General features: G+C 74.0%; 16 protein-coding genes and 1 tRNA gene. 12 read left to right on the forward strand and 5 right to left on the reverse strand.

Going from position 1 to position 23,694, the window contains the following annotated elements:
- Positions 1–23: 23 nt before the first annotated feature.
- The 4 genes from QRT04_RS13855 to QRT04_RS13870 all read left to right on the forward strand — a co-directional run bounded on the left by QRT04_RS13855 (position 24) and on the right by QRT04_RS13870 (position 4,417).
- Entirely contained in the window at positions 24–1,097 is a 1,074-nt protein-coding gene (locus QRT04_RS13855; RefSeq protein ID WP_289456090.1) for an amidohydrolase family protein, read from the forward strand.
- A gap of 225 nt (positions 1,098–1,322) precedes the next feature.
- Positions 1,323–2,618, forward strand: a complete 1,296-nt coding sequence (locus QRT04_RS13860) for an MFS transporter (RefSeq protein WP_289456091.1) — start codon at positions 1,323–1,325, stop codon at positions 2,616–2,618.
- A 58-nt stretch (positions 2,619–2,676) separates the two neighbouring features.
- A complete protein-coding gene (locus tag QRT04_RS13865) occupies positions 2,677–3,246 on the forward strand; it encodes a histidine phosphatase family protein (RefSeq protein ID WP_289456093.1) in 570 nt (189 codons plus the stop codon).
- 331 nt (positions 3,247–3,577) lie between these two features.
- Positions 3,578–4,417: a polysaccharide deacetylase family protein gene (locus QRT04_RS13870; protein WP_289456094.1), complete on the forward strand. Its 840-nt coding sequence runs from the start codon at positions 3,578–3,580 to the stop codon at positions 4,415–4,417.
- Between the two features lie 85 nt (positions 4,418–4,502).
- Here QRT04_RS13870 and QRT04_RS13875 read toward each other — a convergent pair.
- A tRNA-Gly gene (locus QRT04_RS13875) sits at positions 4,503–4,573 on the reverse strand.
- Between the two features lie 440 nt (positions 4,574–5,013).
- On the opposite strand from QRT04_RS13875, the gene tig reads away from it, so the two are divergent.
- The 5 genes from tig to clpX all read left to right on the forward strand — a co-directional run bounded on the left by tig (position 5,014) and on the right by clpX (position 10,721).
- On the forward strand, positions 5,014–6,408 hold the full coding sequence (tig, locus tag QRT04_RS13880) for a trigger factor (RefSeq protein ID WP_289456095.1): 1,395 nt from the start codon (positions 5,014–5,016) through the stop codon (positions 6,406–6,408).
- Positions 6,409–6,659: 251 nt separating this feature from the next.
- Positions 6,660–7,649: a type IV toxin-antitoxin system AbiEi family antitoxin domain-containing protein gene (locus QRT04_RS13885; protein ID WP_289456096.1), complete on the forward strand. Its 990-nt coding sequence runs from the start codon at positions 6,660–6,662 to the stop codon at positions 7,647–7,649.
- Positions 7,650–7,899: 250 nt separating this feature from the next.
- The gene (locus QRT04_RS13890; RefSeq protein ID WP_407653644.1) at positions 7,900–8,502 is read left to right on the forward strand and encodes an ATP-dependent Clp protease proteolytic subunit; all 603 of its coding nucleotides are present in this window, start codon (positions 7,900–7,902) and stop codon (positions 8,500–8,502) included.
- 55 nt (positions 8,503–8,557) lie between these two features.
- Positions 8,558–9,253 (forward strand): ATP-dependent Clp protease proteolytic subunit, encoded by a 696-nt coding sequence (locus tag QRT04_RS13895; RefSeq protein WP_289456098.1) that lies wholly within the window; start codon positions 8,558–8,560, stop codon positions 9,251–9,253.
- 187 nt (positions 9,254–9,440) lie between these two features.
- A complete protein-coding gene (gene clpX / locus QRT04_RS13900) occupies positions 9,441–10,721 on the forward strand; it encodes an ATP-dependent Clp protease ATP-binding subunit ClpX (RefSeq protein ID WP_289456099.1) in 1,281 nt (426 codons plus the stop codon).
- A gap of 137 nt (positions 10,722–10,858) precedes the next feature.
- Here clpX and QRT04_RS13905 read toward each other — a convergent pair whose 3' ends face one another.
- Positions 10,859–11,179, reverse strand: a complete 321-nt coding sequence (locus tag QRT04_RS13905; protein ID WP_289456101.1) for a chorismate mutase — start codon at positions 11,177–11,179, stop codon at positions 10,859–10,861.
- Positions 11,180–11,477: 298 nt separating this feature from the next.
- On the opposite strand from QRT04_RS13905, the gene QRT04_RS13910 reads away from it, so the two are divergent.
- Positions 11,478–12,668 carry a baeRF2 domain-containing protein gene (locus QRT04_RS13910; protein ID WP_289456103.1) on the forward strand — a complete coding sequence of 397 codons (1,191 nt, stop codon included), beginning with the start codon at positions 11,478–11,480 and terminating at the stop codon, positions 12,666–12,668.
- A gap of 124 nt (positions 12,669–12,792) precedes the next feature.
- On the opposite strand, the gene QRT04_RS13915 is transcribed toward QRT04_RS13910, so the two are convergent.
- The 3 genes from QRT04_RS13915 to QRT04_RS13925 form a co-directional block, all read right to left on the reverse strand.
- Complete coding sequence (locus QRT04_RS13915; RefSeq protein ID WP_289456104.1) at positions 12,793–14,613, reverse strand: AMP-dependent synthetase/ligase; 1,821 nt, start codon at positions 14,611–14,613, stop codon at positions 12,793–12,795.
- Positions 14,614–14,726: 113 nt separating this feature from the next.
- Complete coding sequence (valS, locus tag QRT04_RS13920) at positions 14,727–17,360, reverse strand: valine--tRNA ligase (RefSeq protein ID WP_289456105.1); 2,634 nt, start codon at positions 17,358–17,360, stop codon at positions 14,727–14,729.
- A gap of 53 nt (positions 17,361–17,413) precedes the next feature.
- Entirely contained in the window at positions 17,414–18,256 is an 843-nt protein-coding gene (locus QRT04_RS13925) for a PhzF family phenazine biosynthesis protein (RefSeq protein ID WP_289456106.1), read from the reverse strand.
- A 243-nt stretch (positions 18,257–18,499) separates the two neighbouring features.
- On the opposite strand from QRT04_RS13925, the gene QRT04_RS13930 reads away from it, so the two are divergent.
- Together QRT04_RS13930 and QRT04_RS13935 are read left to right on the forward strand one after the other, a co-directional pair.
- Complete coding sequence (locus QRT04_RS13930) at positions 18,500–22,393, forward strand: Pls/PosA family non-ribosomal peptide synthetase (RefSeq protein WP_289456107.1); 3,894 nt, start codon at positions 18,500–18,502, stop codon at positions 22,391–22,393.
- A complete protein-coding gene (locus tag QRT04_RS13935; protein WP_289456108.1) occupies positions 22,390–23,688 on the forward strand; it encodes a M1 family metallopeptidase in 1,299 nt (432 codons plus the stop codon). Before QRT04_RS13930 ends, QRT04_RS13935 begins: the two co-directional genes overlap by 4 nt.
- Positions 23,689–23,694: the final 6 nt, after the last annotated feature.

Here is a 23,694-nt window from a genome sequence, read left to right on the forward strand (position 1 = left end):
TTCCACAGATTGAGAGACGCAGAATGCCTGCCCCTGAAGCCGACTGGGACGCGATCGTCAACCTGCCGCTGCGCGAGTGGCGGCCCCGCAGCCGGATGACCGCCACCGTCACCCCCGTCGACCACCCGGCGTTCCCGGCGGTCGACATCCACAACCACCTCGGACGCTGGCTCAGCGACGACGGCGACTGGCTGATCAAGGACCCGGCCGCGCTCGTCGCGATGATGGACGAGGTCGGCGTGACGACGATCGTCAACCTCGACGGTCGCTGGGGAGACGAGGTCACCGCGAACGTCGAGCGGTACGACCGCGCGTACCCGGGCCGCTTCGTCACGTTCTGCCACGTCGACTGGGACCGGCTCGCGGAGCCCGACGGCGAGCAGACGCTGCTCGCACAGCTCGAGGACAGCGCCGCGCGCGGCGCCCGCGGCATCAAGGTCTGGAAGAACCTCGGCCTGTGGGTCGAGGACGCCGACGGCTCGAAGATCCTGCCCGACGACCCGCGCGTCATCCGGATCCTCACGCGCGCCGGAGAGCTGGGGCTGCCGATCCTCATCCACGTGTCGGACCCCAAGGCGTTCTTCGACCCGCTCGACGTGCACAACGAGCGGCTCGACGAGCTGATGCACAGCCGGGACTGGTGGTTCGGTGACACGACGAGGTTCCCGACGTTCGAGCGGATCGTCGAGGGCCTCGCCAACCTCGTCGTCGCCACCCCGGGCACCACCTACATCGGCGCCCACGTCGGCTGCGTCGCCGAGGACCTCGACTGGGTCGAGGCGCTGATGGCGAAGGCGCCGAACTTCCACGTCGACATCGCCGGTCGCATGGCGGAGATCGGCCGTCAGCCGCGCCGGTTCGCGAGGATGGTGGAGCGGTTCCCCGACCGGGTGCTGTTCGGCACGGACATCTACCCGGTCTCGGCCGAGGCGTACCGCAACCACTTCCGGTTCCTCGAGACGCAGGACGAGTCGTTCGACTACTCGCCCGGCGCGGAGATCCCGCCGCAGGGCCGCTGGCAGGTGTCGGGCGTCGACCTCCCGGTGCACCTGCTCCGGGCCGTCTACCAGGACAACGCGCGCCGCATCCTGGCGTGACGGGGCATCCGCTCGATCGTCCCGGCCGAGGGTTCAGCGCAGCCGCGCCGCTGCGCTGAACCCTCGCCTCTGCGCGACCTCGCGCAGCGCACGCGTGCGCGGCCTCGCGCCGCACGCCACCCGCTGGCCGCAGGCCACGCGTCTCGTCCTCGCTCCCCGCCCCACGGCGTCGGCCGGGAGCCCCCGCGGCTCTGCCGCGCCCTCGCTCGATCCCGGAGGAACTCCATGACGCAGGCCGCAGTCGACGCCGGCTACGGCGGTCCGCGGACGGTCCGGCGCAACGTCCTGCTGTTCTTCCTGGACGGCGTCACGTTCCAGCCGTCGACCGCGCTGATCTCGATGACGACGGTGATCCCGCTGCTCTTCGACCAGCTCCACGCGTCGACCCTGCAGTTCGCGATCGCGACGGCCATCGTCTCCGTGTGCTCGTTCGTCTCGCAGCCCGTCTTCGTGTCCCTCTGCTCCCGGGTGCGACGCATGGGGCGGTCGTTCGCCTGGATCTTGTTCCTGCAGCGGGTGCTGTTCCTCGCCTTCGTCGTGTCCATGCCCCTGCTCGCGGGCAACCCGTCGACGATGACGTGGGTGTTCCTCGCCTCCTGGGCGGTCTTCAACCTGTTCTCCGGGTCGGGGACGGTGTTCAACGTCCCGCTCGTGCTCAAGCTCCTGCCGCCGAACCGGCGAGCCGGGATGCGCGGGGTGGGCATCGCGATCGGCAGCCTCATCTCGCTCGCGATGGCCGCGCTCATCCCCGTCACGATCGAGCGGGTCTCCTACCCGCAGGACTTCATGGTCCTGTTCGGCATCGGCCTGCTGTTCCTGTTCGCCAACGCCGCCGGCTTCTGGCTGATGGACGAGGGGGAGGACGTCGAGCCGCGACACCCCGTCCGGGTCGCCGAGTACATGAAGGCCATCCCCGCGACGCTGGTCGGCGACCCGGTGTTCCGCGCGATGGTGGGGTCGTGCGTCGCCCTCGTGGTCGCGAACTCGCTCATCCCCTTCTACACGCTCCACGCGATCCGGGACCTGTCGGCCTCGGAGGCGCAGGTGTCCCTGCTCGCCGGCCTCGCGATCGTCACCGGCGTCGCGGTGAGCCTCGTCTTCGGGTTCTTCATCGACCGCAAGGGGCCGGTCAGGCTGTCGCCGGTCGCTGCCGTCGTCGCGACGGCGGCGGGGGTCGTCGGGCTGGTGGCGCACTCGTTCCCGGCGTTCGTCGTCGCGTGGGTGCTCGCGAACCTGGCGAACGCGTGCTACATGCAGGTGACGATGCTGATGCTGGGCGACGTGAGCCCGCGGGGGAAGTCGCCGCTGTACGTGGGCATCCTGCTGTCGATCTCGATGCTCCTGTCGTCGGTCGTCGTGCTCGCGCTGGCACCCGTGCTCGACCACGTCGGCTTCACCGCGCTGTTCGTGCTCGTCCTCGTCTGCGGCGCCGCGGCGTGGTACCTCAACGTCCGGGTCTTCCAGCCCCGCCTGGCGGCGACGGCCGGGACCGAGACCGTGCCGGGCGGGGTCGGGCGGTGACGCCGACGGGAGGCCGCGTGCCGGCTCCTAGAATCGGCGTCCCCACCCCGGAGGTCTGATGAGAGTCGCACTGATCCGCCACGGCCAGACCGACTGGAACATCCAGCGGCGCTACCAGGGCTGGCACGGGCTCGACCTCAACGAGATCGGCCGCGCGCAGGCGCAGGAGGCGGGCGGGCGGCTCGTCGCAGCCGGCTCGGCGACGGGCGCTGACTGGCGGTGGCTCGCGTCGTCGACGTCCCCGCGCGCGGTGCAGACGGCCGAGATCGTCGGGGAGGTCGCGGGACTGGAGCTCCGCGAGCAGGTGCGGGACCTGATCGAGCGGGGCTTCGGCGTGGCCGAGGGCATGCTGATCGACGAGGCGCGCACGCGCTGGCCCGACCGCGACTACGAAGGCGGCGAGTCCACGGCGCAGGTGCTGGCGCGGTCGCTCGCCGCCCTGGACGCCCTGGCAGCCCAGCACGCCGGCACGGACGGCGTCGTGGTGTCGCACGGCACCGTGCTGCGCCTGATCGTCGGGGAGCTGACGGGCACCGACCCGGGCAGCCTGCCCAACGGGGCGATCGCGGTGCTGGACGGAGGGCCCGGCGCCTGGCGGGTCGAGGTCCACCCGGTGCCCTCGGCCTGACGCCGTCGACCGGCCGTCGGGCCGCCCGCGTCCCGCGCGCGTGGTGCCGCACGGTGACCGTCGAGCCCGAGCGGGATCTCCGTCGAGCACCCGGACGGCGCGGGGCGTCGGCGTGGCGCATGGCGCGGGCGGGTGATGAGCGGCTCGTTTCGCCCACCATCAGCGACGTTGCTCGTTAGGGTGCGACGCGACACTCGCCACCACGAGGCCCGGGCAGCGCTGCCAGGCACACCAGGAAGAGGGGCCGCATGTCCTGGCCGACCGTTCTCCCGCTCGTGCGGGCGTCCACCACCGCGACCGTGTCACGCGCCACGACTCGACCGGTCCGGGCGTGACGCCGGCAGAGCCGAGCACGGGCGCGTCGTCTCGAGGGCTGACCCGACGCTCCCTCGTGCTCGCCGCGCTCGCGGGCGGGGCGGGCGTCGTCGGCGGGTACGCGCTCGCCGGCCGGCGCGCGGGCGCGGCTGCCGGCGCGGGGCCGACCGTGACCACCGCCGAGCGGCACGCTGCTCAGCCCGAGGCCCTGTTCCGCATCCCGACGACGGAGCCGATCGTGGCCCTGACCTTCGACGATGGTCCGGACCCGCTGTACACACCCGCCGTTCTCGACCTGCTCGCGGACAGGGGCATGAGCGCCACGTTCTTCCTCGTGGGCGCCAACGCCGCCGCCGAGCCCGAGCTGGTCCGGCGGATCCTGGACGGCGGCCACGGCATCGGCAACCACACCCAGGACCACCGCAGCCTCGACACGTTGACCGCCCAGCAGGTCCGTGTCGAGATCCAGCAGGCGCACGACGCGCTGATCGCCGCGGGCTGCCCCGAACCGGACCTGTTCCGACCACCGAGGGGGCGCACGAACGCGATCGTCGGCACGCTCGCCGACTCCTACGCGTACCGGACCGTGTTCTGGGACGCGTGCGTCGAGCACTTCGTCAACCATCAGCCGGTCGCCGCCGGGGTCGAGCAGATGGTCTCCACGATCCGGCCCGGCTCGATCATCCTGGCTCACGACGGCGGACGGATCGTCGGCTCGGAAAGCGCGCCCCTGTCGCGGGCCCGGACCATCGAGGCCCTGCCCGATCTTCTCGACCGCCTCACCGAACGAGGACTGAGGGTGGTCGACGTCGCGACGTTGCTGCAGGCGACCGGGACCCCCGCGCTCGCGGTCTGAACGTCGACGACGGCCGCCGGCGTTCGCCGCGCCCGACGGGCGGATCCCGCGGAGGGAGCGGACGGGTGGAGGGACCGGGGAGGGGAGCGGACGACGGGAATCGAACCCGCGTAGCCAGTTTGGAAGACTGGGGCTCTACCATTGAGCTACGTCCGCGCAGGTCACAGGCCTGAGCGCCGCCTGCGAGAGGCGAGCCGTGGGTCCGGACCGCGGACACAGGCTACCGGCTCGCGCGGCCTCTCCTCGCACCACCGCGCTCGCCCGGACAAGCCGCCGCGACCTCACGCCGACGTCCGTGCCGACCGGCGGCCGCGACATCGCCCCGCCGTGCGAGCCGACCGACGTGCCGCGCCCCCGCTCGGCCGTCCGAGCCCGTCGCCGGGTGCCCCGCGCGCGTCCGCCTCGCACCGTCCCGGGACGGCCGCCAGGGACCACCGTCGTGGCAGCCGCGTCGCGCCGTGACGTACCATCGAGGGTCGCCCGCGCGCGGTCGCGGTGCTCCCCGCCTCTCGAGGAGCGGTCCGCCGCGCGCCGACCCCGATGCCTGAACACGCCGGAGCTGCCGGCGTCCGCCCGACCATCTGGAGACCAACGAAGTGAAGAGCGCCGTCGAGACCCTGGAGCCCACCAAGGTCAAGCTGACCGTCGAGGTGACGTACGACGAGCTCAAGCCGAGCATCGAGCACGCGTACGAGCACATCGCGCAGGACGTGACGGTCCCCGGGTTCCGCAAGGGCAAGGTCCCGCCGCGCATCATCGACCAGCGCATCGGCCGCGTCGCCGTCATCGAGCACGCCGTCAACGACGGCCTGTCCGGCTTCTACGCCGAGGCCGTGCGCGAGAACGACCTGCGCCCGCTCGGTCAGCCCGAGGTCGAGGTCACCAAGGTCCCGGGTCTCGTCGCCGGCGAGGACGAGGGCGAGCTGCACTTCACCGCCGAGGTCGAGGTGCGCCCCACGATCACCGTCCCGGAGCTGTCCGAGGTCGCGCTGAGCATCGACGGACTGGACGTCTCGGACGAGGACGTCGAGGGCCGCCTCGACGCGCTGCGCGAGCGCTTCGGCACGCTGGTCGGTGTCGACCGCCCCGCCGCCGAGGGCGACTTCGTCGTGCTCGACCTCGTCGCCAAGATCGGTGACGAGGAGATCGACTCGGTCTCGGGTGTCAGCTACCAGATCGGTGCGGGCAACATGCTCGAGGGCCTCGACGAGGCGCTGACGGGCCTCTCGGGCGGCGAGACCACGACGTTCGAGACGGCGCTCGCCGGTGGCGACCGCGCGGGCGAGCAGGCGCAGGTCGCGGTCACCGCGCAGCAGGTCAAGGAGCGCCAGCTCCCCGAGGCCGACGACGACTTCGCGCAGCTCGCGAGCGAGTTCGACACGCTCGCCGAGCTGAAGGACGACCTCCGCGAGCAGGCCGGCCGCATCAAGGCGCAGAACCAGGCCGTGCAGGCGCGCGACCTGCTGCTCGAGAAGCTCCTCGAGGGCACCGAGATCCCGGTGCCCCGCGGCGTCGTCGAGGCCGAGATCCACCGTCACCTCGAGTCGGAGGGCCGCCTCGGGGACGACGAGCACCGCGCCGAGGTCGACGAGCAGGCCACCGTCGCGCTGCGCAACCAGATCCTCCTCGACACGCTCGCCGAGCAGCTCGAGGTCAAGGTCTCGCAGCCCGAGCTCATCGACTACCTCGTGAACGCGTCGCGCCAGTACGGCGTCGACCCGAACACGTTCATCACGACGCTCGACCAGCAGGGTCAGATCCCGCAGATGGTCGCCGAGGTCGCGCGCTCGAAGGCCATCGCGGTCGCGCTGCGCCGGGTCGCCGTCACGGACCCGAGCGGCGCCGACGTCGACCTGTCCGAGTTCATCGGCACCGACGAGGAGGACGCGGCTGCGGAGGCCGAGGCCACCGGTGGCGAGACGAGCCAGGGCGTCGTCAGCGGCTCGGACGCCGCGGCGATCCCGGTCTTCGTGGACGAGCAGCAGGCCTGACGACCCCGGCCGAAGGCCCGCGCCCCTCGGGGACGCGGGCCTTCGCCGTCCCCGGCGGCCGGCGCCGCGGCGCGGTGAACGCGCGTCGGCACGGCGAGACGAGCGAGATCGCGCGCCGCGGGCGATGGATCGCGCGCGCGACGTGCGCGATCTCGCTCGCCGAGCCGCGCACAGCCCCGGCCGCGCCGACGACGTCCACCGGATGCGGCGTCGCGCGGACGTGTCGAGCACTGGTCCCGGACCATCGACGCGTGGATGACGAGACGCTCCTCGCGAGCCTCCCTGACGGTGTCGTGGTCCTCGACGACGCTCGCCGGATCGGGCTCGACCCGCGACGGCTGTACCTCGCCGAGCGACGCGGCCGGTTGGTGCGCGTCCGCCCTGGTGCGTTCGTCCGCACCCGCGAGTGGGAGGGCCTCGCGCCGGGGGAGCAGCACGTGCTCGTGGTCCGAGCCGCGGCCTCGGTCATGCGCCACGTGGTGTTCTCGCACGACTCCGCGGCCGCGCTGTGGGGGATGCCGCTGGTCGCGCCGCCGGCGGCCATCCACGTGTCGAGGGCGCGTTCCGGCGGGTCGTCATGGACCGGCGTCGTCCGGCATCGCGGGGCCGGGGACCTGGCCGTCCACGAACGTGACGGCGTGCGCGTCACGTCGGCGGTCGACACCGTGCTGGATCTCGCGGCGAGCCTGCCGTTCGCCTGTGCCGTCCCCGCGGCGGACCACGCGCTCCGTGCCGGTCTGGTGACGGCCGACGCCCTCGCGGCCGGGGTGGCGGAGCGCGCGGGACGCCGGGGTGTCGCTCGGTCGGCGGCGGTCGCACGGTTCGCGGACGCGCGCTCCGAGTCGCCGGGCGAGTCGCTCAGCCGCGCGCGGATGCACGAGCTCGGTCTGCCGGCCCCGCGGCTGCAGACCGAGTTCGCCGAACGCGGGGAGGTCGTCGCGCGGGTGGACTTCTGGTGGCCGGAAGCGAGGCTGGTCGGCGAGTTCGACGGGCGCCTCAAGTACCGGGTCGACGGCATCGCGGACCGCCGCTCGCTCGAGGAGCGGCTGTGGCAGGAGAAGGTGCGCGAGGACCGCCTGCGCCGGGCGGGTCTCCGCGTCGCACGGTGGACCTGGTCCGACGCCATGAGCCCGTCGCGCCTCGCGACGATCCTGAGCCGCGCGGGCCTCCGCCGAGCGCTCGGAGGAGGTTCCGCGGGCGAGATCGCGCAGAAGCGGCGCGCGATCGCGCGCCCCGGCTGAGCGATCTCGCCCGGCCGGCACGATCTCGCCCGTCTGTTCCAGCCGGGGTGCGGGAGCGCTGCGCGCGGGGGCACCGCGTGGCGTCGGTGCCGCCGCGCGACCGGCGCCGCGCCATGCGGGCGGCGGCGGGGCTCGTGCGCCGTCAGCGAAACCGGGGCCGGGCGGGCCATGGACGCGCTCGTGCGGGCGTTAGGGTCGCTGCAACGCACGGCCCCAGACGAAGGAGCTATTCGTGAACGAGCAGGTGCCGATGATCGGCCGGGCAGACGCTCCGTCCCCGTTCGGTCTCAACGACAGCATCTACAACCGGCTCCTGCGCGAGCGCATCATCTGGCTGGGCTCCGAGGTCCGCGACGAGAACGCGAACGCGATCTGCGCGCAGATGATGCTGCTGGCCGCGGAGGACCCGGACAAGGACATCTGGCTGTACCTCAACTCGCCTGGTGGGTCGATCACGGCCGGCATGGCGATCTACGACACGATGCAGTTCATCAAGCCGGACGTCGCGACGATCGCGATGGGCATGGCGGCGTCGATGGGGCAGTTCCTGCTCTCGTCGGGCGCGAAGGGCAAGCGGTACGCGCTGCCGCACGCGCGCGTCATGATGCACCAGCCCTCCGGCGGCATCGGCGGCACGGCCACCGACGTGCGCATCAACGCGCAGCTGATCCTGCACATGAAGACGGTGCTGGCCGAGCTGACCGCCGCGCAGACCGGCAAGAGCGTGGACCAGATCAACGCCGACGCCGACCGGGACCGCTGGTTCACGGCGCCCGAGGCGCTCGAGTACGGCTTCATCGACCACGTCGTCGAGACCGCGGGTTCGGTCACCGGCGGCGGCGGCACCAACTGACCCGCTGACCGGTGCGAGTGCCTCGCCGACCCGCCCGACCCGCAAGGAGAAACCCGTGAGCATGGAGTCCCAGTTCGTGGCCCGCGCCGGCCGGCTCGCCGGCGGCCTCGCCCCGGCGTCGCCGTCCGGCCGTTACGTGCTGCCGCAGTTCGAGGAGCGCACGGCCTACGGCTTCAAGCGCCAGGACCCGTACACCAAGCTGTTCGAGGACCGCATCATCTTCCTCGGGGTGCAGGTGGACGACGCGTCGGCCGACGACGTGATGGCGCAGCTCCTGGTGCTCGAGAGCACCGACCCGGACCGCGACATCATCCTGTACATCAACTCGCCCGGTGGCTCGTTCACGGCGCTCACGGCGATCTACGACACGATGCAGTACATCAAGCCGGGCATCCAGACGGTGTGCCTCGGCCAGGCGGCGTCAGCCGCCGCGGTGCTGCTCGCTGCCGGCTCGCCGGGCAAGCGCCTCGCCCTGCCGAACGCGCGCGTGCTGATCCACCAGCCCGCGATGGAGGGTGGCGGCTACGCGCAGGCCTCGGACATCGAGATCCACGCGAACGAGCTGATCCGCATGCGCGAGTGGCTCGAGGAGACGCTCGCGCACCACACGGGCCGCGACGTCGAGCAGGTCCGCCAGGACATCGAGCGCGACAAGATCCTCACGGCTCAGCAGGCGCTCGAGTACGGGATCGTCGACCAGGTCCTCGCGAGCCGCAAGGGCGTGCAGCCGACGGTCGTGCAGCCGGCCTGAGACCGTTCCGGACGGGCTCGTCGCATCTGCGACGGGCCCGTCCGCCGTCCTCCGGCGGGACACGCCGGGCCGTACGTCGTGGCGGCTGACATCCCACGGCGCGTGGTGTGCAATGGTGGGGTGCGCGGCCCCCGGGGGCCACACTGATCGACTGGCGATGCCGCTCGGCTCGAGGAAGGGGACGTACGTGGCTCGTATCGGGGACGGAGCCGACCTCCTCAAGTGCTCGTTCTGCGGCAAGTCGCAGAAGCAGGTCAAGAAGCTCATCGCGGGCCCGGGTGTGTACATCTGCGACGAGTGCATCGACCTGTGCAACGAGATCATCGAGGAGGAGCTCGCCGAGGCGTCCGAGACGGGCCTGGTGGAGCTGCCGAAGCCGAAGGAGATCTTCGAGTTCCTCGAGCAGTACATCATCGGCCAGGAGTCGGCGAAGCGGGCCCTGTCGGTGTCCGTGTACAACCACTACAAGCGCATCCAGGCGGGCGACGCCGGGCGCCAGGTGACCGACGACCACATCGAGATCGCCAAGTCGAACATCCTGCTCGTCGGCCCCACGGGCACGGGCAAGACGTACCTCGCGCAGACCCTCGCGCGGATGCTGAACGTGCCCTTCGCGATCGCGGACGCCACCGCGCTGACCGAGGCCGGCTACGTCGGCGAGGACGTCGAGAACATCCTCCTCAAGCTCATCCAGGCCGCCGACTACGACGTCAAGAAGGCCGAGCAGGGGATCATCTACATCGACGAGATCGACAAGATCGCCCGCAAGAGCGAGAACCCGTCGATCACGCGCGACGTCTCGGGCGAGGGCGTGCAGCAGGCGCTGCTCAAGATCATCGAGGGCACGCAGGCGTCGGTGCCGCCGCAGGGCGGCCGCAAGCACCCGCACCAGGAGTTCATCCAGATCGACACGACGAACGTGCTGTTCATCGTGGCGGGCGCGTTCTCCGGACTGGACGACATCATCGCCGCGCGGGCTCGCAAGCGCGTCGTCGGGTTCGGCGCCCCGCTCGTCGAGGCGTCCGGCGAGGGCGACCTGTTCAACGAGGTGCGCCCCGAGGACCTGCAGAAGTACGGCCTCATCCCCGAGTTCATCGGCCGCCTGCCGGTCGTGGCGGCGGTGTCGCGGCTCGACCAGGACGCGCTCGTCCGGATCCTCAGCGAGCCGCGGAACGCGCTGGTCAAGCAGTACCAGCGGATGTTCCAGATCGACGGCGTCGAGCTCGAGTTCACCGACGACGCGGTCGCCGCGATCGCGGACCAGGCGCTGCTGCGCGGCACCGGAGCGCGCGGGCTGCGGGCGATCATGGAGGAGGTCCTCCAGCAGGTGATGTTCGAGGTGCCGAGCCGCGACGACGTGGCGCGGGTCGTCATCACGCGCGAGGTCGTGCTCGAGAACGTCAACCCGACGCTCGTACCGCGGGACGCGCCGCGCGAGAAGCGGCCGCCGCGCGAGAAGAGCGCCTGAGCCGGGAGCCCGTCCGGGGGCTGGCCCGCGACACGCCCGCGCTCGCAGCGGGCCGAGCGGCCGACCGCCCGAGCCCGGGGCACCGGCGTGGTGTTCGCATGGTCCTGCGCGCGCCGGCGAGCCGGCGGATGGGGCCTTCAGCCCTCGGGCGTCCCGCTCGCGTGGTCCTGCGCGATCTCCTCGTGGTGCCGGATGACCTCCTCGACGATGAACGCGAGGAACTTCTCCGCGAACACCGGGTCGAGGTCGGCCTCGTGCGCGAGCCGGCGCAGGCGAGCCACCTGCTCTGCCTCTCGGGCCGGGTCGGCCGGCGGCAGACCCTGCGCCGCCTTGAGCACACCCACGCGCTTCGTCGCCTTGAACCGCTCCGCCAGGAGGTAGATCAGGGCGGCGTCGATGTTGTCGATGCTGCCGCGCAGTCCCACGAGCTCGGCTGGGACGGGCCGGGTGTCGCTCACGCTGGCGATCCTAGGGCCGGGCGTGTGTGGCGAACCGGACGCGACGCCCGTTGGACGCCTCCACAGCGGCGGCGTGCTCGCGCTGGTGGGGCCGGACGGCGCGTCGCGCTGGCCCGGCCGGGTGCGTCGGGGTCGCCGCCGGCCGGGGAACCACCCGCGCCCGGCCCGGAGCGGCGGCGCAGTGGCGGCGGGGCGTCCGGTGGAAGAAGGTAGGGAAGGTCAGCCTGGAGCCGGCCGGGACGGCGACGTCGTCCTAGGGGTCACCGGGGGAGATGACCGTCCAGGAGGTGCCGCACGCATGGATCTGCACTGGCTGAAGCCGCTTCTCGGCCGTCCGTCGCCGTTCGTCACGGTGTACCTCGACGTCACCCGCGCGGAGGCGGCCGGCGAGGCCGAGGCGGCCGACCGGTGGCGTGGCCTGCGGCGCGGCCTCGAGCGTGACGGCGCGTCCGCCGCGGTGCTCGACGAGATCGGCGACCGCGTCGCGGTGCCCACGGGCGTGCGCCGACCGCACGGGCGCGTCGTGGTGGCGGACGCGCACGGCGTGGTCGTCGACCGCGTGCTGCTGCAGCCTCCCGCGCAGTCGACTGCCGAGGTGGGGCCGGCGCCGGCGCTGCTGCCCGCGGTCCGCGCTGCGGACGAGACGGTGGCGTACCTCGTCGTCGTCGTGGACCGCAACGGTGCCGACCTCGCGTGGAAGACGTCGGACTCGGGGCACGGTCCGTCGCGCCGCGAGGTCGTCGAGGGCGGCCACGACGACGTGCACAAGACGCGCGAGGGATCGCTCGCGCGGCGTGGTCAGACGCGGGCCGAGGACTCGTGGGAGCGGAACGCCGAGGCAGTCGCGCGGGCGGTCGAGCACGCGGTCGCCGAGGACGCGTTCGACGTCGTGGTGCTCACGGGCGACGTCCGCGCTGTCGCGCTCGTCAAGGAGGAGCTCGGCCGGCCCGCGCTCGACGTCGTGGTCGAGGTGCCGGGCGGTGCGCGCGGCGAGGGCGCCCGCGGAGACGTGTTCGAGGCTCGTGTCGCCGAGGCGCTCGAGGCGGTGCGCGAACGGCGCCGCGCCGAGGTGCTCGACCGGTTCCGCGAGGCGCAGGGTCGAGGCGAGGGTGCGGTCACGGCGCTCGAGGACGTGATCGAGGTGCTGCGACGCGGGCAGGTGGCGGAGCTCGTGGTGCACGTGGACGCGCTCGCCGGCGGCCTCGGAGACCGCGAGCTCTTCGTCGGGCCCGAGCCGCTCCAGCTCGCGAGCTCCGCGTCCGACCTGGCGGCGCTCGGCGTCAGCGGCGCGCCCCGCACCATGGCGGCGGGCGTCGCGCTGCTGCGCGCCGCGATCGGTCAGGACGCGGGCGTGACGTTCGCCGACGACGGGTCGGTCGACCTCGTCGACGGGATCGGGGCCGTGCTCCGGTGGTCGGACGGGTCGACCCCGAGCGAGGCCGTGCCGACGCAGTCGGCCGACCAGCGGCGCCTGCGCACGGTGATCTGACGAGGGGGCGCCCGGCGGGTGGCGCGACGGAGGGCGCGGGCCGGCCTGTGGCGTGACGGAGAGGGCGCGCCGGCGCGCGTCCCGGCCGTCGACCTGACCGGCAGGCCCGCGGTGCCCGACGCCGTCAGTGGTTGCCGCTCGCGCGCGTGTCGACGTAGAGCTCGTCCACGTCGGCCGCGAAGTCCTTCAGCACGAGCCCGCGCTTCACCTTGAGGCTCGGCGTCAGGTACCCGTTCGCCTCGGTGAAGTCCGTGGGCAGCACGTGGATCTTCCGGATCGACTCGGCGCGCGAGACGGCCTCGTTGGCGCGGTCGACGGCCCGGTCGAGCGCCTCGAGCACCCGCTCGTCGTGGCCGGCGCTGACGACGTCCATGGCCGGCAGCCCGTGGTTGGCGAGCCAGCCGGGGAGCATCTCGGCGTCGAGCGTCACGAGGGCGCCGATGAACGGGCGCTGGTCGCCGACGACGACGACCTGCGAGATCAGCGGGTGGCCGCGCAGCCGGTCCTCGAGGACCGCGGGCGCGACGTTCTTGCCGCCCGCGGTCACGATGATCTCCTTCGACCGGCCGGTGATCGTCAGGTAGCCGTCGTCGTCGAGGGCGCCGAGGTCGCCCGTGCGGAACCATCCGTCCTCGAACGCGGCCTTCGTCGCCTCGACGTCGTGCCGGTAGCCGCGGAAGACGTGCGGCCCGGAGATGAGCACCTGGCCGTCGTCGTCGATGCGGACGGCCGTGCCCGGGAACGCGGGCCCGACCGTGCCGACCTTCGTCAGCCCGGGCCGGTTGACCGTCGTCGGGGCGCACGTCTCGGTGAGGCCGTAGCCCTCGAGGACGCGGACGCCGATGCCGCGGTAGAAGTGCCCGAGCCGCTCCCCGAGCGGCGCGCCGCCCGAGACCGCCCACTGCAGGGCGCCGCCCAGGGCGGCCCGCACCTTGCCGTGCACCAACGCGCCCGCGAGCCGGTGCTGCGCCGTGAGCGCGGCGGACGGTCCGCCCGGGGTGTCGAGCGCCCGCGAGTACTCGATCGCGACCTTGGCGGACCACCGGAACAGCCGCAGCCTGGTGCCCGACCCGGCGCTCTGCTCCGCCGAGTTGTAGACCTTCTCGAACACGCGCGGGACGGCGAGCACGAACGTCGGCTTGAACGAGTCGAGGTCGGGCAGCAGCGTGCGCGTCGAGGGTGAGTGGCCGATCACGGCGCCGGACGGCAGGCACACGACCTGGAGGTAGCGCGCGAACACGTGGGCGAGCGGCATGAACATGAGCGTGCGGGCGCCGGGGGCCGCGCAGACCTCGCCGAGGCCCTCGACGCCGTTGAGCGACAGGCTGACGAAGTTGCCGTGCGTCAGCTCGACGCCCTTCGGACGCCCGGTGGTGCCGGAGGTGTAGATGATCGTCGCGAGGTCGTCGGCGCCCGCCTGCGTCGAGCGGCGCTCGATCTCGGCGTCCGCCACGTCGCGGCCCTCGCCGGCCAGCGTCGTCACCGCACCTTCGTCGATCACGAGCACGTCCGTCAGCCCGGGGAGGTCGTCGCGCACCTGGCCGACGACGTGCGCGTGCGCGGGCGTCTCGACGATCGCGAGCCGTACCCCCGCGTCGGCGCAGATCCAGCGGACCTGCTCGGCCGACGACGTCTCGTAGACGGGCACGCCGACGCCGCCCGCGAACCAGATGGCGTAGTCGAGCAGCGTCCACTCGTAGCGCGTCTTCGCCATCAGGGCGACGCGGTCGCCGGGCTCGACGCCCCGCGCGACGAGTCCCTTCGCGACCGACACGACCTCCGCCGCGAAGGCGGCCACCGTGACGGGCGTCCAGCCGCCGCCGATCGACTGGCGACGCTCGACGTAGACGGCGTCCGGGTGGGTGGCGAGCCGGTCGCGCAGGAGCCAGGGGATGCTCCAGTGCGGCTCGGCGCGCGTGATGCCCTCGGCGTGGAACTCCCGCACCGTGACCTCCTCGGTCCGCCTGCCGGCCCCGTCGGCCCGCTGCCCGTCAGCCTTCCACGTCGCCGCCCAGGTCGGCGCGCGGCCACGGCGCGCCGACCCCTGGGTGGTGGAGGTCAGGCGGGGACGACGAGCTCCGCGTCGTGCGCGACCGCGCCCTCGCCGTCGTGGTCGGCCAGGTCGAGCGAGCCCGTGACGCGGCCGGCGGCGCGGACGTCGTCGAGCGCGATCTCGACACCCGCGCGCAGCGCGTCCGGGACCGCGAGGCGCACGGACGCGATCTCGGTGCGCATCGACACCTTGGCCTCGGACTTCACCTTGCGCAGCGCGGCGAGCGCGGCGCCGGCGGCGCCCACGACGCCCGGGTCGGCGTCGGCGGCGGCGGCCCGCAGCGGGGCGGCGTCGGGCCACGGCGCGCGGTGCACCGAGCCCTCGCGCCACCACGACCAGACCTCCTCGGTCGCGAACGGCAGCACGGGCGCGAACAGCCGCAGCAGCGTGTCGAGCGCGATGCCGAGCGCGGCGCGCGCGGACTGCGTGCCGGCCGAGACCTCGCCGTCGCCGCCCGCGTACGCGCGGTCCTTGACGAGCTCGAGGTAGTCGTCGCAGAACGTCCAGAAGAACGTCTCCGAGAGCTCGAGCGCGCGCGTGTGGTCGTAGCCCTCGAGCGCGGCGGTGGCCTTCTCGACGACGTCCGCGAGGCCGGCGAGCATCGCGCGGTCCAGCGGGTTCGTCACGAGCGCCGGGTCGAGCTCGGCCGTGCCGAACGAGAGCGCGAACTTGCTCGCGTTGAGGATCTTGATGGCGAGGCGGCGGCCGATCTTCATCTGGCCGATCTCGAACGCCGCGTCGGTGCCGAGCCGGGCCGAGGCCGCCCAGTAGCGGACCGCGTCCGAGCCGTGCTCCTCGAGCAGCGCCATCGGCGTGACGACGTTGCCCTTGGACTTCGACATCTTCTTGCGGTCGGGGTCGAGGATCCAGCCGCTGATCGCGGCGTCGGACCATGGCAGCTCGCCGTGCTCGAGGTGGCTGCGCACCACCGTCGAGAAGAGCCAGGTGCGGATGATGTCCTGCCCCTGCGGGCGCAGGTCCATCGGGAAGACGCGCGCGAACAGGTCGGGGTCGGTGCGCCAGCCGCCGACGATCTGGGGCGTCAGCGACGAGGTCGCCCACGTGTCCATGATGTCGGGGTCGGCCGTGAAGCCGCCGGGCACGTCGCGCTGGTCGGCCGTGTACCCGGCCGGGACGTCGGACGCGGGGTCGACGGGGAGCAGGTCCTCGGACGGCAGGAGCGGGTGGTCGTGGTCCGGCTCGCCGGCCTCGTCGAGGCGGTACCAGACCGGGAAGGGCACGCCGAAGAAGCGCTGCCGGCTGATGAGCCAGTCGCCGTTGAGGCCGCCGACCCAGTTCTCGTACCGGACCTGCATGAACTCCGGGTGGAAGTCGAGCTCGGCGCCGCGGGCCAGCAGCGCGTCACGGAGCTGCGCGTCGCGCCCGCCGTTGGTGATGTACCACTGGCGGCTCGTGACGATCTCGAGCGGCTTGTCGCCCTTCTCGTAGAAGTTCGCCTTGCGCTGCGTGGCCTGCGGCTCGCCCTCGAGGTCGCCCGTCTCGCGCAGCCCGGCGACGACCGCCTCGCGCGCGGAGAACGTCGTCTTGCCGGCGATCTCCTCGTAGCGGGCGCGGCCCTGGTCGGAAGCGATCCAGTCGGGGGTGTCGCGCAGCACGCGGCCGTCGCGGCCGATCACCGAGCGCGTCGGCAGCTGGAGCTCGCGCCACCACTGGACGTCCGTCAGGTCGCCGAACGTGCAGCACATGGCGATGCCCGCGCCCTTGTCGGGCTCCGCCGCGGGGTGCGACAGCACGGGCACCTCGACGCCGTAGAGCGGCGTCGTCACCGTGGTGCCGAACAGGTGCTGGTAGCGCTCGTCGTCGGGGTGCGCGATGAGCGCGACGCACGCCGCGAGCAGCTCCGGGCGGGTGGTCTCGATGTGCACCGGGCCGCCCGCGCCGTGGAACGCGACGCGGTGGAACGCGCCGGGGTAGTCGCGCGCCTCGAGCTCGGCCTGCGCCACGGCCGTCTGGAACGTGACGTCCCACAGCCCCGGCGCCTCCGCCTGGTACGCCTCGCCGCGCGCGAGGTTGCGGAGGAACGCCTGCTGCGCGACGGCCCGCGACTCGGCGGAGATGGTCTGGTAGGTGGTCGACCAGTCGACGGAGAGCCCGAGGTGGCGCCAGAGCGCCTCGAACTGGCGCTCGTCCTCGACCGTCAGGCGCTCGCACAGCTCGACGAAGTTCCGGCGGCTGATCGGCACCTGGTCGGCGGCCTTGATGACCTTCCCGTCGGTGCCCTCGTGCGGCGGCTCGAACCCGTCGACGTACGGCAGCGACGGGTCGCAGCGCACGCCGTAGTAGTTCTGCACGCGGCGCTCGGTGGGCAGGCCGTTGTCGTCCCAGCCCATCGGGTAGAACACCTCGCGGCCGCGCATGCGCTGGAAGCGGGCCACGACGTCGGTGTGCGTGTACGAGAACACGTGGCCGACGTGCAGCGAGCCTGAGACGGTGGGCGGCGGGGTGTCGATCGAGTAGATCTCGTCGCGGCTCTTGGTCCGGTCGAAGCCGTAGAGGTTCTGCTCCGTCCAGGCCGCGTCCCAGCGCGTCTCGATGCCGTCGAGCGAGACCTTGTCCGGTACCGCGCGCGTGCCTCGGGTCGGGGCGGGCGTGGTCGGGCTCGGGTTCTGCTCGGTCATGACACCCATCTTCCCAGACCGGCGACATCCGGCGGTGCGGCGACCACCGCTCGTCAGAGGCGGACGGTGCCCTCGACGACCGTCACGGTGGCGCCTCCGACCCAGATCCGGCCGGAGTCCTCGCGCTCGACGTGCACGCGCCCCGCGCGGCCGACCGCGGTGCCCTGGGCCGCGACGTACGCGGCGGGCGCCCGGCCGGTGCGCGTCAGCCACTCGCCGACCGACGCGTTGAGGCTGCCGGTGACCGGGTCCTCCTGGATGCCGATCCCCGGCGCGAACGCGCGCATCTCGAACGCGGTCCGGCCGCCCGCCGGGCGGGGTGCGACGACGCCGAGCTTGCCGGGCGCGGCGCGCGACCAGTCGGGCCGGAGCTCGAGCACCCGGTCCGCCGCGTCGAGCAGGAGCACCGGCCACGCGGGCCCGTTGTCGAGCAGCCGGTGGTCGACGACGGCGTCGGCGGGCAGCCCCAGCACGTCGAGCGCGGACGCGAGCTCGGCGTCCTCGAGGGGTCGGTCCTGCCGCAGCGGCGGCGCCGCGAAGGCGAGGCGGTCGCCCGTGCGGCGGATGGTCACGGGCCCGACCGTGCAGTCCTGGGTGATCGTGTCGCCGTCCACCGGGAGGCCGCCCGCGCCGAGCCACGCGTGGCACGTGCCGAGCGTCGGGTGGCCGGCGAACGGCAGCTCGCCGCCGGGCGTGAAGATGCGGACGCGGTAGTCGGCGCCGGGGCGGGTCGGGCGCAGCAGGAACGTCGTCTCCGACAGGTTGGTCCACCGCGCGAACGCCGCGAGCTGCGCGTCGCTCAGGTCGTCGGCGTCGTGCACCACGGCGACGGGGTTGCCGAGCAGCGGCGTCGACGTGAAGACGTCGACCTCGGTGTAGCGGTGGGCGGCAGGCATGCGTGCACGGTAACCACGACGCGCGCCCGTCGGGTCCGCGACGACCGGGCCGCGCGGGGCGACGATGAACAGCGGACGACGAACGCGTGAACTCGGGCTCGGTGCGGGCGGGATGCCGGTGCCGGGCTGCGAGGATGCGCGGTCGGCACGCGGTCCGGTGACCGTGCCGACGAGTGCCCGACGAGTGCCGGACGAGTGGCGGAGGGAGGCCGGCGCGACCCGCCGAGGTCCCGCCGGGCACGGGTGGTCGACGACGAGCTGTTCTCGAGGTCCGGCCGGGCCGCGCACCCGCGCACGCTCCTCGACGTGCTCGACGCGACCGTCGGGGCGCACGGGGACGCGCCGGCGATCGACGACGGCACGGCCGTCCTGACGTACGACGAGCTCTCGGACGCGGTCCACGCCGGTGCCGCGGCGCTCGCGCGGCGCGGTGTGCGCCGCGGTGACCGCGTCGGCGTGCGGGTGCCGTCCGGGACGGCCGAGCTCTACGTCGCGATCCTCGCGGTGCTCGCGTCCGGTGCCGCGTACGTGCCGGTCGACGTCGACGACCCCGACGAGCGGGCGCGGCTCGTGTTCGAGGAGGCGAAGGTCGCGCTGATCGTGGGGGAGGGCGACCTCGACGCGTGGCGCGCGGCGCGGGGGCGGAGCGCGGCGGTCACGGCGCCCGAGCCCGGTGACGACGCGTGGATCATCTTCACGTCCGGCTCGACGGGCACCCCGAAGGGCGTCGCGGTCACGCACCGCTCGGCCGCCGCGTTCGTCGACGCCGAGGCGGGGCTGTTCCTGCAGGGGGCGCCGCTCGGCCCGGGCGACCGCGTGCTCGCCGGGCTCTCGGTCGCGTTCGACGCGAGCTGCGAGGAGATGTGGCTGGCGTGGGCGCACGGCGCCTGCCTCGTCCCCGCGCCGCGCGCACTCGTCCGCACGGGCATGGACCTCGGCCCGTGGCTCGTCGCGCAGGGCGTCACGGTGATCTCGACCGTGCCGACTCTGGCAGGGCTCTGGCGGCCCGAGGAGCTCGCCGGCGTGCGGCTGCTGATCTTCGGCGGCGAGGCCGTGCCGCCCGAGCTCGCAGCCCGGCTGCTTGCGCCCGGCCGCGAGGTGTGGAACACGTACGGGCCGACGGAGGCGACGGTCGTCTCGTGCGCGGCGCTGCTCACGGGCGACGGACCCGTGCGGATCGGGCACGCGCTCGACGGGTGGGACCTCGCGGTGGTCGGTCCGGACGGCGCGACAGTCGAGCCGGGCGGCACCGGCGAGCTCGTCATCGGCGGCGTCGGGCTCGCGCGGTACCTGGACCCCGCGAAGGACGCCGAACGGTTCGCGGCGGCGCCCGCCCTCGGGTGGGCGCGCGCCTACCGGAGCGGCGACCTCGTGCGCGCCGAGCCCGAGGGGCTCGTCTTCGTCGGCCGCGCCGACGACCAGGTGAAGATCGGCGGCCGGCGCATCGAGCTCGGTGAGGTCGACGCGGCGCTGGGCGACCTGGTCGGCGTGGCGGGGGCGGCGGCCGCGGTGCGCCGGACGCCCGGCGGCGCCGCGATCCTCGTCGGGTACCTGCTGCCGGCGCCGGGCGTCGCGCTCGACCTCGACGCGGCGCGTGTCGCGCTACGCGACCGGCTGCCCGCGGCGCTCGTGCCGCTGCTCGCCGCGGTCGACACGCTGCCGACCCGCGGCTCCGGCAAGGTCGACCGGGACGCGCTGCCCTGGCCGCTCCCGGGCGTCGGCGGCGGGGCCGGGGGTGGCGGGGCCGGTGGTGGCCCAGGCGGCGCCGAGGGTGCTGCGCTGGGCGGGACGGCGGCCTGGGTGGCGACGCGGTGGACCGCGGCGCTCGGGGCGCCCGTCGCGGGGGCGGACGACGACTTCTTCGCCGCCGGTGGCGGCAGCCTCGTGGCCGCGCAGCTCGTGTCAGCGCTGCGTGAGAGGTTCCCGACCGTGACGGTCGCGGACGTGTACGAGAACCCGCGGCTCGGCGCGCTCGCGCGGCGGCTCGACGAGCTCGAGCCGGTCGGGGCCGCGACGCCGCGCGCGGTCGCGCCGGTGCCCGCGTCGGCGCGCGCGTGGCAGTGGCTCGCCGCGGTGCCGCTCGCGGCGCTGGTGGGTCTGCGGTGGCTGACGTGGACGCTCGCCGCGGGTGCGGTGCTCGACGCTGTCGCGCCGGCGCCGTGGCTGCCGAGCGTCCCGCACGTGTGGTGGTGGGTGCTGCTCGGGTGGGTGGTGCTCGTGAGCCCGCTCGGCCGCATGGGCAGCACGGTGCTGGTCGCGCGGGTGATGCTGCGCGGTCTGCGGCCCGGGCGCTACCCGCGCGGCGGGTCGGTGCACCTGCGGCTGTGGTTCGTCGAGAGCTGGGCGCACGCGGCGGGAGCGGGCAACGTGTCGTGCGCGCCGTGGACCACGCTCTACGCCCGGGCGCTCGGCGCGAAGGTCGCGCCCGACGTCGACCTGCACGCGTTCCCGCCCGTCACCGGCCTGCTCTCGCTCGGCGCCGGGTGCGCGGTCGAGCCCGAGGTCGACCTGACGGGCCACTGGCTCGACGGTGACGTGCTCCATGTCGGGCGGGTGCGCGTCGACAAGCGTGCGACGGTCGGGACCCGGTCGGTGCTCGCGCCGGGCTCGCGCGTCGGCCAGGGTGCGCAGGTCGCGCCCGGCTCTGCGGTCCGCGGGTCGGTCCCGCCGGGCGAGCTGTGGGCGGGCTCGCCCGCCGCGTTCGCGGACCCGGTGGGCGAGGGCTGGCCGCATGCGCGGGCCCCGCGGTCGCGGCGCTGGGTCGCCGCGTACGGGGCGACGGCGGCTGCGGTCGGCGCGCTGCCCGTGGTGTCGGTGGTGACGGGCCTCGTCGTGGTCGGGATCGGCATGCGCGGCGCTGCGACGTGGGGCGAGGCGGTTCGCGACGCGGCGCGAGCCGTCCCGCTCGGCGCGGCCGTCGCGTCGGTCGTGCTCGCGCTCGTCACGGGCGTCGCGGTGCGGCTGCTCGGCCGCGGGATGCTCGACGGCTACCACCCGGTGCACGGGCGGGTCGGCTGGCAGGTGTGGACCACGCAGCGGCTGATGGACGACGCTCGCTCCACGCTGTTCCCGCTCTACGCCAGCACGCTGACACCGGTGTGGCTCCGAGCGCTCGGCGCGCGCGTGGGCCGCGACGTCGAGGCGTCGACCGTGCTGATGCTGCCGACCATGACGAGCGTCGGCGACGGCGCGTTCCTCGCGGACGACACGCTGATCGGCTCGTACGAGCTGGGCCGGGGCTGGATGCACGTCGAGCCCGCGAAGGTCGGCAAGCGCGCGTTCCTCGGCAACTCGGGCATGATCGCGCCCGGTCGCGCCGTGCCGAAGCGCGGGCTCGTGGCGGTGCTGTCGGCGACGCCGCCCGCCGCGAAGGCCGGCACGTCGTGGCTCGGTTCGCCGCCCGAGCGGCTGCGCCGCACCGCCTCCGACGTCGACGCGGACCGCACGTTCGAGCCGGCGACGCGGCTGCGGATCGCGCGCGCGGTCGTGGAGCTCTGCCGGTTCGTGCCGGTGGCGTGCTCGTTCGGGCTCGGCGTCGCGGTGCTGCTCGTGCTCGACGCGGTGGTGCGGACCGCCGGCGTCGGGACCGCGGCCTGGGTGTCGCCGCTCGTCGTGCTCGGCGCGGCTGCGGTCGCCGCGGGGCTGGCCGTCGTCGCGAAGTGGGCGCTGGTCGGGCGGCTGCGCGCGGGGGAGCACCCGCTGTGGAGCTCGTTCGTGTGGCGGAACGAGCTCGCGGACACGTTCGTCGAGGCGCTCGCGGTGCCGTGGATCGGGCCGGCCGCGGTCGGGTCGCCCGCGCTGACGCTCTGGCTGCGCGCGCTGGGCGCGCGGATCGGACGCGGCACGTGGTGTGAGACGTACTGGCTGCCCGAGGCGGACCTCGTGACGCTCGGCGACGGCGCCACCGTGAACCGTGGGTGCGTGCTGCAGACGCACCTGTTCCATGATCGGGTGATGAGCATCGACACCGTCACGCTGGGCGCAGGTGCGAGCCTCGGCCCGCACGGCGTCGTGCTGCCCGCCGCGAGCCTGGGCGCGGGCGCCGCCGTCGGGCCCGCGTCGCTGGTGCTGCGCGGCGAGGCCATCCCGGCGGGCTCGACGTGGACGGGGAACCCGGTCGTGCCGGTGCCCGCATGACGGACGCCGACCCCTACCAGCCGCGGCGCGGCGACGGCGGGCTCGACGTCTCGCGTTACGAGTTGGAGCTCGACTACCGCGTCGCCTCGAACCGGCTCGACGCCCGGGCTCGGGTGCACGCGACCGCACAACGCGCGCTCGACCGGTTCTCGCTCGACCTGGCCCACCTGCGCATCACCAAGGTGCTCGTCGACGGCCGGCGGCCCGAGCGCTGGACCCACCGAGACGGGCGCGTGCTGATCCGGCCGGACCGCGTGATCCCGCCCGGGTCGGCGCTGGTCGTCGAGCTGCAGTACACCGGGCAGCCACGGCCGGTCGTCGGGCCGTGGGGCGAGGTCGGCTGGGAGGAGCTCACCGACGGCGTCATCGTCGCGGGTCAGCCCGACGGGTCGCCGTCCTGGTTCCCGTGCCACGACGACCCCGCGGACAAGGCGACGTTCGGCATCACGGTCACGACCGAGGCGGGCTACGCCGTGGTGTGCAACGGCCGGCTCGTCTCACGCACCGCGAAGGCGAGCCGCGTGCGGTGGGTGTACGACCAGCCCGAGCCGACCGCCTCCTACCTCGCGACGGTCCAGGTCGGGCGGTACGAGCCCCTCGAGCTCGCGCCGGGTCCCGTGCGCCAGGTCGCGTGGGTGCCGCTGCGGCTGCGCGAGGTGGCCCGCCACGACCTCGGCCGGCAGCCCGAGATGCTGCACGTGTTCGAGGAGCTGTTCGGGCCGTACCCGTTCGGCGAGTACGCGGTGGTCGTGACGGACGACGCGCTCGAGATCCCGCTCGAGGCCCACGGTCTGTCGGTGTTCGGCGCCAACCACCTCGACGGCCGGCGCGGGTCGGAGCGGCTGGTCGCGCACGAGCTCGCGCACCAGTGGTTCGGCAACAGCCTGACGGTCGCGCACTGGCGCGACATCTGGCTGCACGAGGGGTTCGCCTGCTACGCCGAGTGGCTGTGGTCGCAGGCGTCGGGCGGGCGCTCGGCCGACGTGCTCGCACGCGCCGCGCACGACCGGCTGGCGCGGCTCCCGCAGGACCTCGTCATCGGCGACCCGGGCCGCGACCGGATGTTCGACGACCGGCTCTACAAGCGGGGAGCGCTCGCGCTGCACGCCCTGCGCCGGACCGTCGGCGACGCGGCGTTCTTCGCGACGCTGCGCGAGTGGACGCGGCGGTACCGGCACGGGTCCGTGACGACCGAGGCGTTCGTGGAGTGCGCGTCCGCGGTCTCGCGGCGCCGCGTCGACGAGGTGCTCGAGCCCTGGCTGCACCAGGCGACGCTGCCGACGCTCCCGCGCTGAGCGAGC

Origin of the sequence: Cellulomonas alba, from assembly GCF_030362835.1 — a bacterium.
In the GTDB taxonomy this organism is placed as follows: domain Bacteria; phylum Actinomycetota; class Actinomycetes; order Actinomycetales; family Cellulomonadaceae; genus Cellulomonas; species Cellulomonas alba.